This window comes from Methanocaldococcus fervens AG86 (assembly GCF_000023985.1).
Taxonomy (GTDB): Archaea; AGJL01; Methanococci; order Methanococcales; family Methanocaldococcaceae; genus Methanocaldococcus; species Methanocaldococcus fervens.
On the sequence record NC_013156.1, the window covers coordinates 1,448,439 to 1,462,477 of the forward strand.

A 14,039-nucleotide genomic window follows, 5' to 3' on the forward strand; every position below is an offset into this window, starting at 1 on the left:
ATTTTACCCTATAAAAAATAGTTTGAGGGGTATCATGCTAATAATATTAACAGGACTTCCTGGAGCTGGAAAATCAACATTTTCAAAGAATTTAGCAAAGATTTTGAGCAAAAATAACATTGACGTTATAGTTTTAGGAAGCGATTTGATTAGAGAGAGTTTTCCAATTTGGAAAGAGAAGTATGAAGAATTTATTAGAAAAGCTACCTACAGCTTAATAGATAACGCTTTAAAAGATTATTGGGTTATTGTTGATGATACAAATTATTATAATTCAATGAGGAGAGATTTGATAAATATAGCCAAAAAATACAATAAAAATTATGCTATAATATATTTAAAAGCTCCTTTGGATGTTTTAATTGAAAGAAATATTATGAGAGGGGAGAAGATACCAAACGAAGTAATTAAAAAGATGTATGAGAAGTTTGATGAACCTGGAAAAAAATACAAATGGGATGAACCATTTTTGACAATAGATACAACAAAAGATATTGATTTTGGAAATATTACTAAGAAATTAATTGAAAAAAGTAAAGAAATCCCAGAATACTATATTGAAGAGGAAAATAAAAATAAAGAAGATAATATTTTTGATAAAATTGACAAAGAGACGAGAAAGATTATAGGAAATTATATAAAATCAGGTAAATTTGATAAAGATAGGATTAAAGATGTTGTAAACTTGAGAAAAGAATTTTTAAAGAAAATAAAAAAGAAAGGGGATGTTGATATTTATAAAGCCATAGAAGAATTTAAAAATATGCTTGAAAATTTCTAATGGTTGTAGTGAGTATTCAACATTAATCTAATTTTGACCGTAAAATTTATATACTAAATCATTATATTCATCATATGTCTGTTTTGTGCAGGGGTAGCCAAGCCAGGACTACGGCGCTGGACTTGAGATCCAGTGGGGCTATGCCCCGCCTGGGTTCAAATCCCAGCCCCTGCGCCATTGATTTAACAACCTAACAGGGCTTTTTTGATATAGTCCAGTGGTGAAGTTAAGCTGTTTTATGTAGAATCTACAAGGAGCATTTAGAGGACTATGGTTTTTTAAGTTATGCATAACTGGACTAAAATTTGATGCGGTAAGTTATTGATAAATTTAAAGATAAAAATATAAGTGATGATAAAAAATATGAAAGTGAAACCCTCTGCAACCCTCCGAAACTATTGTCAATTTTAAAGGTCAATGTCATCAGCCCCCTCTTTATCTTCAGTAAGTTGCAGTAACTCCTTCATTTCTTTTATTGCCATGACTAAATTTCTACCAGCGACTTCTTTTTCTCTTGCCGTTGCCTTTGGATTTTCTAAATCTTTTTTTGCTGTTTTAATCATTGTAAATAAACCTTCTAATGCCAAACCAAAATTTTTTGCAAGCTCTTTATACATTTTTGAGTAAATTTCTGTAGTTTCTTCTTCTATTGCTTCAAGTAGTTGGGGCTTTACGTGATTTTGCATGTGTCTTAAAATCGCACTGTATGAGATGTCTTCGTTATACTTTTCCTTTAAATATTTTGATATTCTTTTAGCTCCCCAACCCTGGAAATACAGTGCTTCTATCTCAGCCCTGTGCGGGGAGTTACATACCTTGCATAATTTGTTATTTGGCATGCTAATCCCCCCTATAAGGAGTTATTGTGCATCGGCAGTTGTAGCCAAGAGGAGGAACTAACTCTGGATGTTCTGCTGGAACAAAAACAAGCCCATGTAGTTTTCTATGAGCTGGTCTGACTCTGTCATCTTTCATTGTGATATAAACAACTTTATCATTCCACCATCTGGCAGCTCTTGCAGTGTTGTATGTTTTTGTCAGTTCTTGCCTTGCCCTTTGTTGTAATCTTTGCCCTTTAATGTTTCCAATGACTTTTTCTAATTCTTTTTTAAGTTTTTCTTCACCGTAACCCTTTCTAATTCCATCATTTAGGACGTCTAAAACTTGCTGGGAATAAGATGAATAGATGTTTTTAAACGCCTGCTCCCAAATTGGCTTTAATTGTGTTAAAATATCCGCAGGTAAATCATCATAAACATGTAGAGCGTTCATCGCTGGGATGACATAATCAATTATAAACCTATCAACTTCCTCCCTTGCAAATTGGCTTAATAAATTGTCGTCGAAGTTTGGATATTGCATAATAAAGTTTATGAATTTTTTGATGCTCTCTTTTCCAAATTTGTCTCCTTTCTTTGCTAAGTATTCCATTACTTTTCTTAGTTTTTCCCGTTCTTTTTCTAACTCCTGCAGTTTCTTTTCATCAGTGATGTAATAAAGCCCACTATCGATTGTTTCTACAAGCCCTTCTTTTAGTGGTTTTGCTTTTTTCAATAATCTTTCGACTTCTTTTTCAGTTAAATCAATTGTAGATGCCATTATTTCATTTTCGTATTCATTGCTCGGGAATATTCTTTCAATGTATGCACTCATGTCTTGTCCTGTTACTGCCTCAACTTGTTTTAATTGTGCAACTGCTTGTATTTTTTGTAGTTGCATGGTGTCAAACTCTGGGTCTGGATTTTTGAATTTAATCCAAACGTTTTTGTATCCCATTTTTTGTAACTGCTCATAAATCCATGTTTCTACTTCTTTTTGATAGCCCAAGACAATCCTTAATAAATTCCTGTCTATTGTTCTTGATGTAGTTAATTCTTGCCCTGATGCTTTTACAGTTGAGATACTTGTTCCCAGAGCCATAAAGATGGAGCTGTCATATTGGTAGAGTAAAAGCTCGATTAAATCTGTGGGGATTTCCTTGCCGATGGAGATTGTCTCAATAACTGCGTTTGTTGATGGAACTACAATCCTTGTATGATTTTGCCAATTAGCAAATGCCTTTTTTAAATACTCTAAGACCTTTTTTTCGTCACTTTTACCTATCACAAGTGGAATTAAAGCCCTCTGCACCATCATAGGGGAGATTGTATAAAGTATTTGTTCTTTAATCTTAACGATTTTTTCAACGGTCTCATGTGAAGGAATTGAATTGTAAAACACTGATAAATATCTGCTGTCATAAATTTCATCTGCATCAATTTTATCCCAAATTTCTTTTGGGGCTATAACTATTTTCTTAGCTTCCACTTCACCATTCCACCATTCTCCTGCAGGAATGTCAGCGGTGTATTCAACGTAATAATCCTTTCCATTTGTTCTGACAATGGCAGTATCTGGGTTTATTCTATTGAGTTGATATAAGATGCATTTTCCTTTTAATAAATAATCAATGAAAGCCAATTTTATGTCTTCGAGTTTTTCTTCAATTAAATCAGCAACTTTATTTTTTATCTTGTTGTTGCTACCTTCAACTGAAAATTCTGTAAAAATTTGAGTTAATAAAACTCTTATAGCCATATTGACAGCATAGTCCTTTGCTAAATCCACTACTTTATTTTCTTCGCCTATTGGAGGGAGTAGGCCATCTTTATCAGATAACAGGAATTCAAAGCTCATGTTATCCCTCATAGTAAGCTTTTGAATTCAATAATTTCATCATCATCTAATAACTGCTGGAGCTCAAAGTCGTCAAATAAATCCCTTGTTAGCATGTTCATGGAGCATTCATAAACAGCTCCGATTAAAGCATCGGCTAAGTCAGGACTTTTCTCTCCAAAATACTTAACTTTGTTTTCTTCCACTTGATGCTGTAAAATCTGCAATCTTAATTTTTCATTTTTCTGGATTTTTATCTGCTGGCTTTCTATTAGTTTTTGAAGTTCCTTCCACATCTTAACTTGTTGTGGCATGCTCCAATTGAGGATTTTTGCGTTGCTAAACTTCTGGGCGAAATAGGCACTGTTAAATTGGTCGAATGAAATATAAGCTGTGAAATGTTTTCTTAAATGCTCTATAAACTCTTCAACTGCTTTATAATCAACGATGTGGTTTTTTGTTGGCTGTATCTCAATAATGTCGCTGACGATGATTTTATCCCCTTCTGTGTATGCAATGGCAATGGCAGTTGAATCGTGTTTTAGGGATAAATCAAAGTGGGCAAAAATAGGCACATCAACGCTTCTAATTTGCTTAAACTCTAAGATTGCTTTTCCTTCTTTATAAACTACTCTGTGCTGAAATAAAGGGACTAATTCAACCATGCAGGCGTCTAATTTGGCAACATCTATGAAGTAAGCATCTAAGTCAGGTGGCTCGCACTCATACATTTTCTTGGCGAGTATGGGGTTTCTTTCGTAATCATCTGCAAAGTCCTCTTTTTTCCTGAATGGATTTATTTCCCATGTTTTACCTTTGAATGTGAAGACGTTATCAATATTTTGGTTCTCAATAAACAGTTTGTAGCCAACGTCATCTAATGGGTTTGGTGTTGGGAATCTTGTCCATGTTATAACAATCAATTTTCCATCAGTTCCAAATCTTGTTTTTATACTGCTAAGAAGTTGGTAAAATAGTTTTTCAGCATTATAAAAGTTTTCATCACTAATTTCATCAATTACTGCGCATAATACATTCATTCCCTCAAAGCTCGTTGAATGTGAGTGTCCGCTAACTAATTCAATGTTGTCTCCAATGCTAACGCTTGTTTTTGTCAGTCGTATTGGAGCTTTACCTGTGTTTTTTTCTTCTTCAAAGCCAACTGCCTGCCATAATAAACATTTTTTAAACCAGTGCTTAAACTCCTTGAAGAAGACCTTATTAGCTAATTCCATGTTCGGGGCAATATTGACAAAATTAACTCTTGAATATAAATTCTCTTTGAGTGTTGCCTTCATTAACATATAATTAAATAATAATGATACCATGAAGTCCTTTCCACTTCCTTTTCCTGCTAAGATTATTGATGTTGGGTATTCAGCCATTCCTTTTAAAATCTCTTTCTGTTTTTCTCCTAAGGTGTTAATTCCTATAACTTTCTCAGCAAACTCTACAATGTCAATGTCTTTAAGTGTTTCTACTAACTCATAAAATGCCTGTTTAAACCAGCCCTTTCTTTTTGTTATTGGAATGTTTAAGTTATTGCAGAGTTGGATAAATGCCTCTTTGTTTAATGTTTTATTCTTAATTGCGAGTTTAAAGAGTTCTTTGAGATACATAGCCATCACATTTTTTTAATAGCTTTTTCTATGATTTTTGGAAGATTCTTTTGGACTTTTTCTAACGCTGGTTTTATAAACGGTCGGGCTGGAATATTCATATTCCTTGTATGAGCTTTTACCCTAACTTTGTTAGATTCGTTTTTATCTTTCTTTTTTGTCATTCCCTTTTTGCCTTTTTTCCCTTTCTTAGATTTTGGTTTCTTTCTATAATGTTCCTTAACATTTACAGTTCCTGAAAATCCAAACTCATGCACTGCGGCATATTCCATATTGTTTATAACTTTAACAGTTATCCCTTTTCTATCAACTTTAATCCTACTTTGAGTAGCTTTTACTAGATGCCCATGCTTCATTAATCCTTCAGTGTTCCAGCCATGTGTTTCTTTGTATTTTTTGTATTTTTCATTCAGAGGTTTCCATTTTAGTTCTTTCTTTTCAAATCCTCTTCTTATATTGTCATCAACCTCAGCAGTTAGTTCTTTCTCAATCTCATGAGCTACTGTCTCTTTAAATTTCCTAATCCATTCATCATAATCCATTATTTCAACCTCAATGGCTTACCTGTCAAAATCAAATAAGCAACATAAGCTCCTAATAGTTGATGTCCATAAGCCTCTGCAATTTCTTCTTTTGTATAGTCATCACAAGCCAGTTCTATGACTTTTAGATAGTTTAAAGTTCCATTTTCAAGCCCGTGTTTAATTGCCTTGTCTATTGCTTCAATAACCTCCTCTTTAATATCGTCTGGAAGACCAAAAGCTGTATTTATGATTCTTAGGATTCTTTTATCAACGTCATTACCCATATCGGCAGATTTTTCTTTTTCTTGGATTTTCTTCCAAAGAGACATTTTAACCACCTAAGAGTTTTAAAAATTCAATTAGAATCATTAACAATTGGGATAACGCAGGAGGAAGAAGTTTTGAAGCTATTATCATTCCTGCTATGCTTTCTATTGTCCTCATTATAATGTATTTTTTGAGTTTCTTTTTCAATTCTAATGATTGTGTTGTTTGATGCTTTTGAATCGCCCACAACAATCTTTTTAACTCTTTGATGAGGTGGTTTAAGAACATCTGAAATAGCCGAAATAATCCCACCATTACCTTTAATACCGTTGTATAGAAAAAACAATAAAGAGAAAATCCCAAAAACAACCAAAGTTAATGCCATTGATTGATATAGCCCTTTTAAATAGAAAACTAATTCCAAAACCAAAAACAATGCTACAAATCCGATAACTGTTTGTTTGTCCATTTTTTCACCAGTTATCAACGATAATCAGCTTTTTTCCCAAAGCTTGTAGAATTTTTAAAACAGTATCAATTCTTGGATTGGCTAATTCATTGTTTTTAATTGCGTAAAGGGTTCTGACATTCACACCTGTCTTTTTGGATAGGGCGTGGTATGAAGTCCCATTTAGTGCTTCACTTACAACTTTTGATAGTTCATCGAGTAATTGCTCTGTTGTGGGTATGAGAGTTCCTTCTGCTTTAATTGAAACTGCTATACTTGCTGTTTCTACCTTAGCAGTCATATTATCCCCTCATTTACTTTTATTCAAACTCATATAAATACTTTTGTTTATTTGAGTAAATAAAAACTTAAATATGAGAAAACTAAGGATAAATGTAGGGGCTGTGGGGCCCCACACTAATATCAATACAACAAAAAGGTGTTCGTTATGGCGTTGTTTGGTAAGAAAGAAGCTGAGGCGGTTGATGACTTAGTTCCTAAAAAAAGTGATTTTGTTGAGAAGATTGCTCAGGAGGTAATAAGGAAGGATAAGGTTGATGGTTTAGTTAGAAAACATGAGATGGAGCAGTTCTATCATGAAAAATCACAAAGTGAGAAGATTGCAGAATTGAAGGCAGAGTTAGCTAAGAAAGATAAAGAAATTGAAGAGTTGAAGGAGGAGATTAGAGCATTAAGGGGTAAAGCTGGGGGAGTTGGAATGGGAGGTAGCCCAGCTGGTAGGTAAATTGGAAGTATTAGAAAAGATTGTTTTAAAGAAGCTTTAATTTCTCTTCTTTTCCATTTTGGTGGTTAAAATGCAGATTTGGATGAAAGTTTTAGAACCAACAACTATTGACGGGAGGGAGATAACAAAGGACTTCATTATGCAATATGCTCCAACTTTGAAAGGAAAGCCAGTTAATATAGACCACAATTATTTCAATGCTTCAAATACAGCAGTTGGAGAGGTTAAACAAGTAGCAGTTAATCCTGAAACAGGAGAGCTTTATGCGTTATTGGAGATTTTTGATGATGTATATAATCAAATTAAAGATGAACTAAAAGGGGCTTCAATTGAATGGAACGCCAACCCAAGTGGCGATACTGGAATGTTTAGGGCTGTTGCCTTGTGTGTTAATACAGTTCCAAAGGTTCCAACTACAATGGGAACCCAAGCTGAGGTTGTTGCTGCTTCCCCCTCTCATAAATCAAAAATGGAAGTTGTTGATGGGAATTGGGATAAAACAAAAGCTATCCAAGCTTTAAGAAAATGGGCAAGTTCAGACGGAAGTGGAGATAAAGACAAGATAGACTGGGATAAGTATAAGCTTGGCTTTGCTTATTACGACCCTAACAAAAAAGAAGATTTTGGCAGTTACAAGTTCCCTCACCATACGGTTGTTAATGGCAAGCTGGTCCTACATAAGCAGGGGCTTTTTACTGCAATGGCTTATGTTAATGGTGCTATGGGTGCTACGATTCCTGAAAATGTTAGAAAAGAAGTGTATAAGCATTTAAGAGAACATTACAAGAGGGATTTGGGTATGAAAAGTGATGAAGTTCCTGAGTTTAAGGCATCTGAGAAATTAGAGCAAGAGTTAATTGAGAAGGTTAAAAAAGCAGTTGTAGAGGATTTAAAGAAAGATATGCCTGAGATTATGGCATCTGCGTTAAAAAAACAATTGCCTGAACTTCTCGCATCTATAAAGGAAGTGAAAAAAGAGCAAAATGAGACAAAAGAAGTTAAGGAAATCAACGCATCTGAGATTTGTGAAAAGCTAAACAACATAGAAGCTTTATTGAAAACTATCGTTAAGAAGCAGTTAAACTCATCTGAAATAAGTGCTTCAAAACCTCCATCAGGAAAAGGAAAACCAGATGTTTATGAGAATGGGGTTATAATTGACTTGTAAGGTGAGACAATGGCAGAGGTTGTTTCATTACCAATTGCGGCTACTGAATTAGAGCCATATACTTTTGTTAAAATTACTGATACTGGCTTAGTAGTTGGTAACTCTACAGGCATTGATGGAGTTGTGTTGCCAAGAGCAGCTCCTTTAGTTAAGGGGGCTATTGCGGATGTTATAGTTTTAGGAGTTGCAACAGTAAAACTTGCAGATGGAGAAAATCCAAAGGTAGGAGATTATGTTTTAGCAGATACATCTGGATGTGCAGTTGTTGATAATGAGAATGGTAGATTTAAAGTCATTAGAGTTCATGGGCAGTATGTTGATGTTTTGATTAAATAATTGAGGTGATTTTATGGCTTTAACTGCAAGAGAGGCAGAGATTGTAAAGAAAGCATTTAAGCAAATACATGATTCTCAGAATTTCATTAGGAAAATCATGCCAAAACAGAAGATAGATAAAGACAAGGAAGTTTATACGGTTGAAACTATTGAATTGGATGAGTCAATTTTGTCAGAAACAAGTATGGAAGTTATTGAAATCCCTTATAAAACTTCATCAACATCTAAGAGAATATTTGATTTAGCCGCAAAATTAACAAGACCGAGAAGATTATTAACTCCTGACAATTTTACAAAATTAAGTTTAATGCTTGCTAAAATTATCACAAAATCTGAAAACTATTACGGAATTAATGAATTGCTAACTAATTCAACAGTTGAAAGTGCATCAAAATCTTGGGATGCTGCTACGCCGAAAGATATTGTTAAAGATATTCAAAATGCTGTTATTCAAATACAACAATACACTAACGCACCAATAAACATGGTTTTACCAACTTCAAAGGCGACTTACTTTAAAACACCAAATGATTATGGATTATCTCCTGAAAATCTACTAAAAGGGACTATTACAAATGTATTTATCACAAATTTAGTTAAGGATAAGGCAATATTAGTTCCTGCAGACCCTACAGTTGTGTCTTTCAATGTGGCTGAGGATTTGAAAGTGGATAAAAAAGAGGATTTAAACACTGCAATTATTTGGGCTACTGAAGCAATCTGTCCAAGTGTTGATTTAAAAGAAGCGGTAATTGTATTGAGTGGAATTTAAGGGATGATTATGGTTGATGTTTCGGAAGTTTTAGCTAAGATGAAGCCACTCTTAGGAATGAGTGCTGATGAGGACTTTGCCAATCATGAACAAGCAGAGGCATCTGCAAACTTAGCAATAAAAACATCCCAAGTTGAAGATGCTGACATTATTGCTATATTGGCTTGCTATTATTACACTGAATCAAGGGATATGAAAACTGACGAAAACGTTTCAGTTATGGCTAATCACTTTTATAGAATGTATCAAATTGCTATTGAGGAAGCAAAACAGAAGGAATTAAATGAAGAAGAGGGGGCGGTGTTCTTTGACTAACTACACTAATGCAAAGGCGTTAGTTGAGGAAATCATCAATAAGCTAAAAGAATCTGGTGTTAAAGTTAAATCTCCTTTATCCAAAATTCAAGATTTCCATTGTGAGGCAGATTTTTCTATTGAGATTGAAAATAGAGTAGCTTATGTAGATGCAACATTTACTTTTGATAAACCACCAAATTCTAACATGGTTGAGAAAATTGAAGCAGTTATGACAACGTATAACTCTTATTTGGAAAGGATTGACTTTGAGGCAGATTATACTAAGTTAGAGTTTAGGAGCGTGAGATAATGGTGCTTCCAATTAGTATTCCAGACCAAAGTAATATTTTAGGTTCTGGAAAGTTGGCAATTTTTGGAGCTAAATCTCAAATTGATACATTTACAGGAGATGGGGCGACAAAGGAATTTTCATTAACAAAGGATAACGCTGTATTGGGTTCTGAGGTTGTAAAAGTTGATGGAGTTCCAAAGGTTGAGGGGACTGATTACACTGCTGTGCATGAGAATGGTATTCTAAAAAGTATTAAGTTTAACACAGCTCCAGCAAATGGTGCAGTTATTGAAGTTGAGTATTTGTATTTGGATTTACCACTCGGAGGAGCTTCTGAATTGAGTTTGAAAGAGGATAAAGACAAGGAGGAGGTAAGTGTTGATTGTTCTTATTCAACTATTCAAATTGAAAAAGGGGCTAAGATATCATTTAGTTTTAAGGACTTGCTTACAGTTGGAGATATCAACTTAACATCCTATTTTACTGGAGAGATTGAAGAAGGGAGCAGTTATGTTAGGTATAAAAACGGAGCTTCAAAGAGTGGGAACATTGCCGTCTTAGCTTATTCAAAAGAGGCCACATTAGCTCATGGAAAGGAAGCTCCTAAAAGAATCATCTTAATCTATGGAGCTATGCCAAATAGCTTGGATATTGATATTTCTGGAGCTACGAAGAGTTTTGACTTGACAGCTCAGGCATACAGAGTTATTGACTTAAAATAAGGTGATTAGATGAACAATCACTTAGAATTCTTAAAACAGTTAGATGAGAAGTTTAAGGAATCAGAACAAAAGAATCTCGAAGCATTAGAAAAAATTAGGTCTAATTTACCTCAATTAGAAATTGAGATATTTGGAGAAAAATTAACGGCAATAATTCCACCACTCTCAGTAGAAAAGGAAATGATTGAAGATGCGAATAAATTAGACCCTTTGAACTTTGCATTAAAATACATCCCAATTTTATATGGCATTCCAAAAGAGAAAGTTGAGGAATTACCTTCGATTGTTATTGCAGAACTTATCAAGAATTACTTTGAGGCTTATAAGAAGTTAAACCAGGATAAATCCTTTCGCAATAGAGTGGGCGTTAAGTGATGATGCAACAGAACTTTATTTAGTCTGCAAATTCCTAAGAATCCCCCCAAGTGAAGCGATAAAGCTAAATAGGATGGATTACAACATTATATTAGGATTTGCAATTAGAGAATTGAGGGATAAGCTAAAATATGGGGGGATTCTATGAGATGGCTCACACCATTCGGTATGTTGTTCATAAGTGGGACGTATTATGGATTAATATTTTTTGGCTTAATTATGGAAGTTATTCATAATGCATTGGTTAGTTTAGTTTTAGCATTTTTTGTAGTATTTGTATGGGATTTAATTTTGTCCATAATATATGGTTTAAGATTTGTTAAAGAAGGGGAATATCTATATTTAGAATGGAATGGGCAGTTTCCAGACCCTTATGGATTGTTTGCAAGCACGTGCCTTTCAGCAGTGATTTGGACATATACAGATTCATTATTATTGGGTTTAATTGTCCCAGTTATTGTTGTATTCTTAGGAAAGCAGTTAATGCGTGGATTGTATGAAAAAGTTAAAAGTTGAAGGAACTTTGGAATTGAAATTGGATGATAAAGATGTAAGGAAAAATCTAAAATCATTAGAAAAAATAAAATCAAAATTAGAGATAGAAGGTAATATCAACGCAATAATTAAGCAATTGGATGAGTTAAAAAATGTCAAATCAGAAGTTGAATTTAAGAGTAATATAAACATGATTATTAGGGAGTTGGAAGAGATAGAGGCAGAAGCATCTAAAATGAACATAAACTTTGATTATGATTTATCAAAACTAAAAAGTGAATTAGAACAATTGAAAAACACAAAAATCGATATTAAAACAAATACAGACTATATATTAAAACAAATCAATAAAATAAAAAGTGAATTATCTGAAAAACAAACAATTAGGGCAAAGGTTGAAGTGGATAGAACAGAATGGGATAAACTAAAGAAGGAATGGTCTGAAAAATATCACATAGATGCCATTGCAGATGTGGCAAGTGTAGGAACTGCATACATGGGGATTTCCGACGCTGAAAAATACAACGAACTAATAACAATTTTAAGAGAAAGGGGTTTGACTAAAGACCAAGCAGAGAGGTTAATACAACTTGGCTTATATAACGGCTATTCTTTGGATGAAATTAAAGATGGATTAGGATATGCAAATGAGGCAGTTTTGAAGTTAGCAGCATCAAATGATAAATATGCGGCTCAAATATTGGCAGCAATGGCAATGGCTGAAAGGGGAGGTAGTGAGTCAGGAGCAGATGACATTAGAAGGATGATAACCGCACTCGCTGCTTTAGGGAAGTCAAATGAAGAAATAATGAAAATGGTGAATGCTGAAGTTTTAGAAATGAAGCAAGGGCATACAGAAGTCGCAGAAGCAATTAGAGAATTCAGCATAACAATGGGAGATACCTTAGACCCAGAAACGTTTGCATCAATATTGATTCAGGCACAAGCAGCAGGGGCTCAAGATGTAGGGCAGTTAGCAGATGCCATAAATGCATTAGCGTTAAATGCAAGACAGATGGGATTTGATGTAAAAACTGCACTAAAAGAGATTCAAAAAACAAAAGATGATAAAACATTGGCAGAGTTGGCAAAAAAATATGGCTTAACTTATGAACAAATAGTTAAAATTCATGATTATTTACAGAGGGTAGATTTAGATAAGGGCTTGCCAGACAATACCAACGAACTTGATAGGTTAATAAGCATAAATAAAGACCAAAGGGGAATTTTAGAAACGATTAAGCAGGATATTGAAGGGTGGTTAGCAGGTCATGGGTTTTTACAATATGGAGCAGAGCTTGGAGTAACTCTTGGAGGTCTTGGAAAAATACTTGAAATAGCAATTGGTGCAGCAATTGGTTCTGCGTTAAAAGATGCTTTTGGTAAAATTAAATCCATATTTGGTAAAATTAGTTTGGATAATTTAAAACTTCCAGAACTCTCAAAAATCAAATTACCTGTTGATTTAGAAATCCCAAAAATTCCAAAACTCCACATGCCTAAGATTAAACTGCCAGTAGATTTAAAACTACCTAAAATTCCAGAAATCAACATACCAAAAATTAACCTGCCAAACATCTCTGGATTATCTAATGCATTTAGGGGTTTAGGTGAAGCTGTTAGGTTTGCTGGAAGAGCTTTTGGAGTTTTATCAGTAGTTATTGAGCCATTAAAACAACTATTAAAAGGAGATATACAAGGAGCTATAGAGCATTTAAAAATAGGGCTTATTGAATTAGCCGCATGGCCAGTTGCTTTGGGAGAGATGTTAGCAGCTGTTACATTAGCTGTTGGTGATTTCTTAGGATTGTTTGACTTAGATGGAGACAGTCCATTAGCAGCTGCAAGAGCTGGGATTCTAACACTCTTAGCAGCATTTGAAAGCATTTATTCATTTATCACTGGTGATTGGAGTGTTGTAACTAACACACTGCAAGAAGCGTTTGAAACACTTGGAATGAAAGAGGATGAAGCCAGACAAGCAGCTGAAAACTTAGCCCAGCAATGGCAACAATTACCTCAGCAAATATTAGACGCATTTAATGGCTTTGTTGATAATATTAAACAAACATTTAATAGGTGGTGGTATGAATTGAATATATGGTGGTCTCAAAAAATAGAAGAAGCTAAGAACTGGGGTAGTGATTTGATTCAAAATATAATTGATGGAATAAAAAGGAAGTTTTCAGAGTTGAGGAATGCTGTAAGTCAAGCTGCGAGTATTATATCGAACTACCTACACCATACCACACCTGAAACAGGCCCATTAAAAGACGATGATAAATGGGGAATCCACTTTATGGAAAACATTATTGGTGGAATTAGAAAAGAAATTCCTAACTTAAAGAAAACTATTGATTATACTGCTCAACTGATGAGCTCCGCAAATCCTAAAAATTGGAAAATTCAACAAGTAGGAATGACACACAGCACATCTTACTCTTATGGAGATATACACATAAATGTAGTTGGAAATAGCTTTAATGAGCATCAATTAGCTCAAAAAATTGCTTTAATTCTAAAAAGACAACAATTCAGATAAA

Annotated in this window: 18 protein-coding genes and 1 tRNA gene; 12 read left to right on the forward strand and 7 right to left on the reverse strand. The window is 34.1% G+C overall.

Translation table 11 applies throughout. The features are described from left to right. Nucleotides 1–34 precede the first annotated feature (34 nt). Nucleotides 35–781, forward strand: a complete 747-nt coding sequence (pstK, locus tag MEFER_RS07775) for an L-seryl-tRNA(Sec) kinase (protein ID WP_015792075.1) — start codon at nt 35–37, stop codon at nt 779–781. Nucleotides 782–868: 87 nt separating this feature from the next. Continuing rightward, a tRNA-Ser gene (locus MEFER_RS07780) sits at nt 869–958 on the forward strand. A 230-nt stretch (nt 959–1,188) separates the two neighbouring features. Here MEFER_RS07780 and MEFER_RS07785 read toward each other — a convergent pair. The 7 genes from MEFER_RS07785 to MEFER_RS07815 are packed head-to-tail and all read right to left on the reverse strand — an operon-like array spanning nt 1,189 to nt 6,595. Beyond that, entirely contained in the window at nt 1,189–1,620 is a 432-nt protein-coding gene (locus MEFER_RS07785) for a hypothetical protein (RefSeq protein WP_015792076.1), read from the reverse strand. A 1-nt stretch (nt 1,621) separates the two neighbouring features. After that, nucleotides 1,622–3,457, reverse strand: a complete 1,836-nt coding sequence (locus MEFER_RS07790; protein ID WP_015792077.1) for a minor capsid protein — start codon at nt 3,455–3,457, stop codon at nt 1,622–1,624. A gap of 8 nt (nt 3,458–3,465) precedes the next feature. Next, nucleotides 3,466–5,055, reverse strand: coding sequence for a hypothetical protein (locus MEFER_RS07795; RefSeq protein ID WP_048056379.1), 1,590 nt, complete (start codon nt 5,053–5,055; stop codon nt 3,466–3,468). A 5-nt stretch (nt 5,056–5,060) separates the two neighbouring features. Then, nucleotides 5,061–5,597, reverse strand: a complete 537-nt coding sequence (locus MEFER_RS07800; RefSeq protein WP_015792079.1) for a phage virion morphogenesis protein — start codon at nt 5,595–5,597, stop codon at nt 5,061–5,063. Continuing rightward, a complete protein-coding gene (locus MEFER_RS07805) occupies nt 5,597–5,908 on the reverse strand; it encodes a hypothetical protein (RefSeq protein ID WP_015792080.1) in 312 nt (103 codons plus the stop codon). The genes MEFER_RS07800 and MEFER_RS07805 overlap by 1 nt, the downstream gene beginning before the upstream one ends. A 26-nt stretch (nt 5,909–5,934) precedes the next feature. Further along, nucleotides 5,935–6,315 carry a hypothetical protein gene (locus MEFER_RS07810; RefSeq protein ID WP_015792081.1) on the reverse strand — a complete coding sequence of 127 codons (381 nt, stop codon included), beginning with the start codon at nt 6,313–6,315 and terminating at the stop codon, nt 5,935–5,937. 4 nt (nt 6,316–6,319) lie between these two features. After that, the gene (locus tag MEFER_RS07815; protein ID WP_015792082.1) at nt 6,320–6,595 is read right to left on the reverse strand and encodes a helix-turn-helix domain-containing protein; all 276 of its coding nucleotides are present in this window, start codon (nt 6,593–6,595) and stop codon (nt 6,320–6,322) included. Between the two features lie 147 nt (nt 6,596–6,742). Here MEFER_RS07815 and MEFER_RS07820 point away from each other — a divergent pair, with 147 nt between their 5' ends. The 10 genes from MEFER_RS07820 to MEFER_RS07865 all read left to right on the forward strand — a co-directional run bounded on the left by MEFER_RS07820 (nt 6,743) and on the right by MEFER_RS07865 (nt 14,038). Further along, nucleotides 6,743–7,039, forward strand: coding sequence for a hypothetical protein (locus tag MEFER_RS07820; protein ID WP_015792083.1), 297 nt, complete (start codon nt 6,743–6,745; stop codon nt 7,037–7,039). Between the two features lie 70 nt (nt 7,040–7,109). After that, nucleotides 7,110–8,207, forward strand: coding sequence for a hypothetical protein (locus MEFER_RS07825; RefSeq protein ID WP_015792084.1), 1,098 nt, complete (start codon nt 7,110–7,112; stop codon nt 8,205–8,207). 9 nt (nt 8,208–8,216) lie between these two features. Continuing rightward, nucleotides 8,217–8,543 carry a hypothetical protein gene (locus MEFER_RS07830; RefSeq protein ID WP_015792085.1) on the forward strand — a complete coding sequence of 109 codons (327 nt, stop codon included), beginning with the start codon at nt 8,217–8,219 and terminating at the stop codon, nt 8,541–8,543. Nucleotides 8,544–8,556: 13 nt separating this feature from the next. Then, complete coding sequence (locus MEFER_RS07835) at nt 8,557–9,315, forward strand: hypothetical protein (RefSeq protein WP_015792086.1); 759 nt, start codon at nt 8,557–8,559, stop codon at nt 9,313–9,315. Nucleotides 9,316–9,324: 9 nt separating this feature from the next. Beyond that, on the forward strand, nt 9,325–9,630 hold the full coding sequence (locus MEFER_RS07840) for a hypothetical protein (protein ID WP_245527781.1): 306 nt from the start codon (nt 9,325–9,327) through the stop codon (nt 9,628–9,630). After that, nucleotides 9,599–9,922: a hypothetical protein gene (locus tag MEFER_RS07845; RefSeq protein WP_015792088.1), complete on the forward strand. Its 324-nt coding sequence runs from the start codon at nt 9,599–9,601 to the stop codon at nt 9,920–9,922. The genes MEFER_RS07840 and MEFER_RS07845 overlap by 32 nt, the downstream gene beginning before the upstream one ends. After that, nucleotides 9,922–10,626: a hypothetical protein gene (locus MEFER_RS07850; RefSeq protein ID WP_015792089.1), complete on the forward strand. Its 705-nt coding sequence runs from the start codon at nt 9,922–9,924 to the stop codon at nt 10,624–10,626. The genes MEFER_RS07845 and MEFER_RS07850 overlap by 1 nt, the downstream gene beginning before the upstream one ends. A gap of 9 nt (nt 10,627–10,635) precedes the next feature. Next, a complete protein-coding gene (locus MEFER_RS07855; RefSeq protein ID WP_015792090.1) occupies nt 10,636–11,001 on the forward strand; it encodes a hypothetical protein in 366 nt (121 codons plus the stop codon). Between the two features lie 144 nt (nt 11,002–11,145). Next, complete coding sequence (locus tag MEFER_RS07860) at nt 11,146–11,517, forward strand: hypothetical protein (RefSeq protein ID WP_015792091.1); 372 nt, start codon at nt 11,146–11,148, stop codon at nt 11,515–11,517. Then, entirely contained in the window at nt 11,498–14,038 is a 2,541-nt protein-coding gene (locus MEFER_RS07865; protein WP_245527782.1) for a hypothetical protein, read from the forward strand. Before MEFER_RS07860 ends, MEFER_RS07865 begins: the two co-directional genes overlap by 20 nt. The last annotated feature ends 1 nt before the right edge of the window (nt 14,039 follow it).

Coding starts and splice junctions, on each gene's coding strand:
- pstK (WP_015792075.1), top strand. CDS start 35: ATGCTAATAATATTAACAGGACTTCCTGGAGCTGGAAAATCAACATTT.
- MEFER_RS07785 (WP_015792076.1), bottom strand. CDS start 1,620: ATGCCAAATAACAAATTATGCAAGGTATGTAACTCCCCGCACAGGGCT.
- MEFER_RS07790 (WP_015792077.1), bottom strand. CDS start 3,457: ATGAGCTTTGAATTCCTGTTATCTGATAAAGATGGCCTACTCCCTCCA.
- MEFER_RS07795 (WP_048056379.1), bottom strand. CDS start 5,055: ATGTATCTCAAAGAACTCTTTAAACTCGCAATTAAGAATAAAACATTA.
- MEFER_RS07800 (WP_015792079.1), bottom strand. CDS start 5,597: ATGGATTATGATGAATGGATTAGGAAATTTAAAGAGACAGTAGCTCAT.
- MEFER_RS07805 (WP_015792080.1), bottom strand. CDS start 5,908: ATGTCTCTTTGGAAGAAAATCCAAGAAAAAGAAAAATCTGCCGATATG.
- MEFER_RS07810 (WP_015792081.1), bottom strand. CDS start 6,315: ATGGACAAACAAACAGTTATCGGATTTGTAGCATTGTTTTTGGTTTTG.
- MEFER_RS07815 (WP_015792082.1), bottom strand. CDS start 6,595: ATGACTGCTAAGGTAGAAACAGCAAGTATAGCAGTTTCAATTAAAGCA.
- MEFER_RS07820 (WP_015792083.1), top strand. CDS start 6,743: ATGGCGTTGTTTGGTAAGAAAGAAGCTGAGGCGGTTGATGACTTAGTT.
- MEFER_RS07825 (WP_015792084.1), top strand. CDS start 7,110: ATGCAGATTTGGATGAAAGTTTTAGAACCAACAACTATTGACGGGAGG.
- MEFER_RS07830 (WP_015792085.1), top strand. CDS start 8,217: ATGGCAGAGGTTGTTTCATTACCAATTGCGGCTACTGAATTAGAGCCA.
- MEFER_RS07835 (WP_015792086.1), top strand. CDS start 8,557: ATGGCTTTAACTGCAAGAGAGGCAGAGATTGTAAAGAAAGCATTTAAG.
- MEFER_RS07840 (WP_245527781.1), top strand. CDS start 9,325: ATGGTTGATGTTTCGGAAGTTTTAGCTAAGATGAAGCCACTCTTAGGA.
- MEFER_RS07845 (WP_015792088.1), top strand. CDS start 9,599: ATGAAGAAGAGGGGGCGGTGTTCTTTGACTAACTACACTAATGCAAAG.
- MEFER_RS07850 (WP_015792089.1), top strand. CDS start 9,922: ATGGTGCTTCCAATTAGTATTCCAGACCAAAGTAATATTTTAGGTTCT.
- MEFER_RS07855 (WP_015792090.1), top strand. CDS start 10,636: ATGAACAATCACTTAGAATTCTTAAAACAGTTAGATGAGAAGTTTAAG.
- MEFER_RS07860 (WP_015792091.1), top strand. CDS start 11,146: ATGAGATGGCTCACACCATTCGGTATGTTGTTCATAAGTGGGACGTAT.
- MEFER_RS07865 (WP_245527782.1), top strand. CDS start 11,498: ATGAAAAAGTTAAAAGTTGAAGGAACTTTGGAATTGAAATTGGATGAT.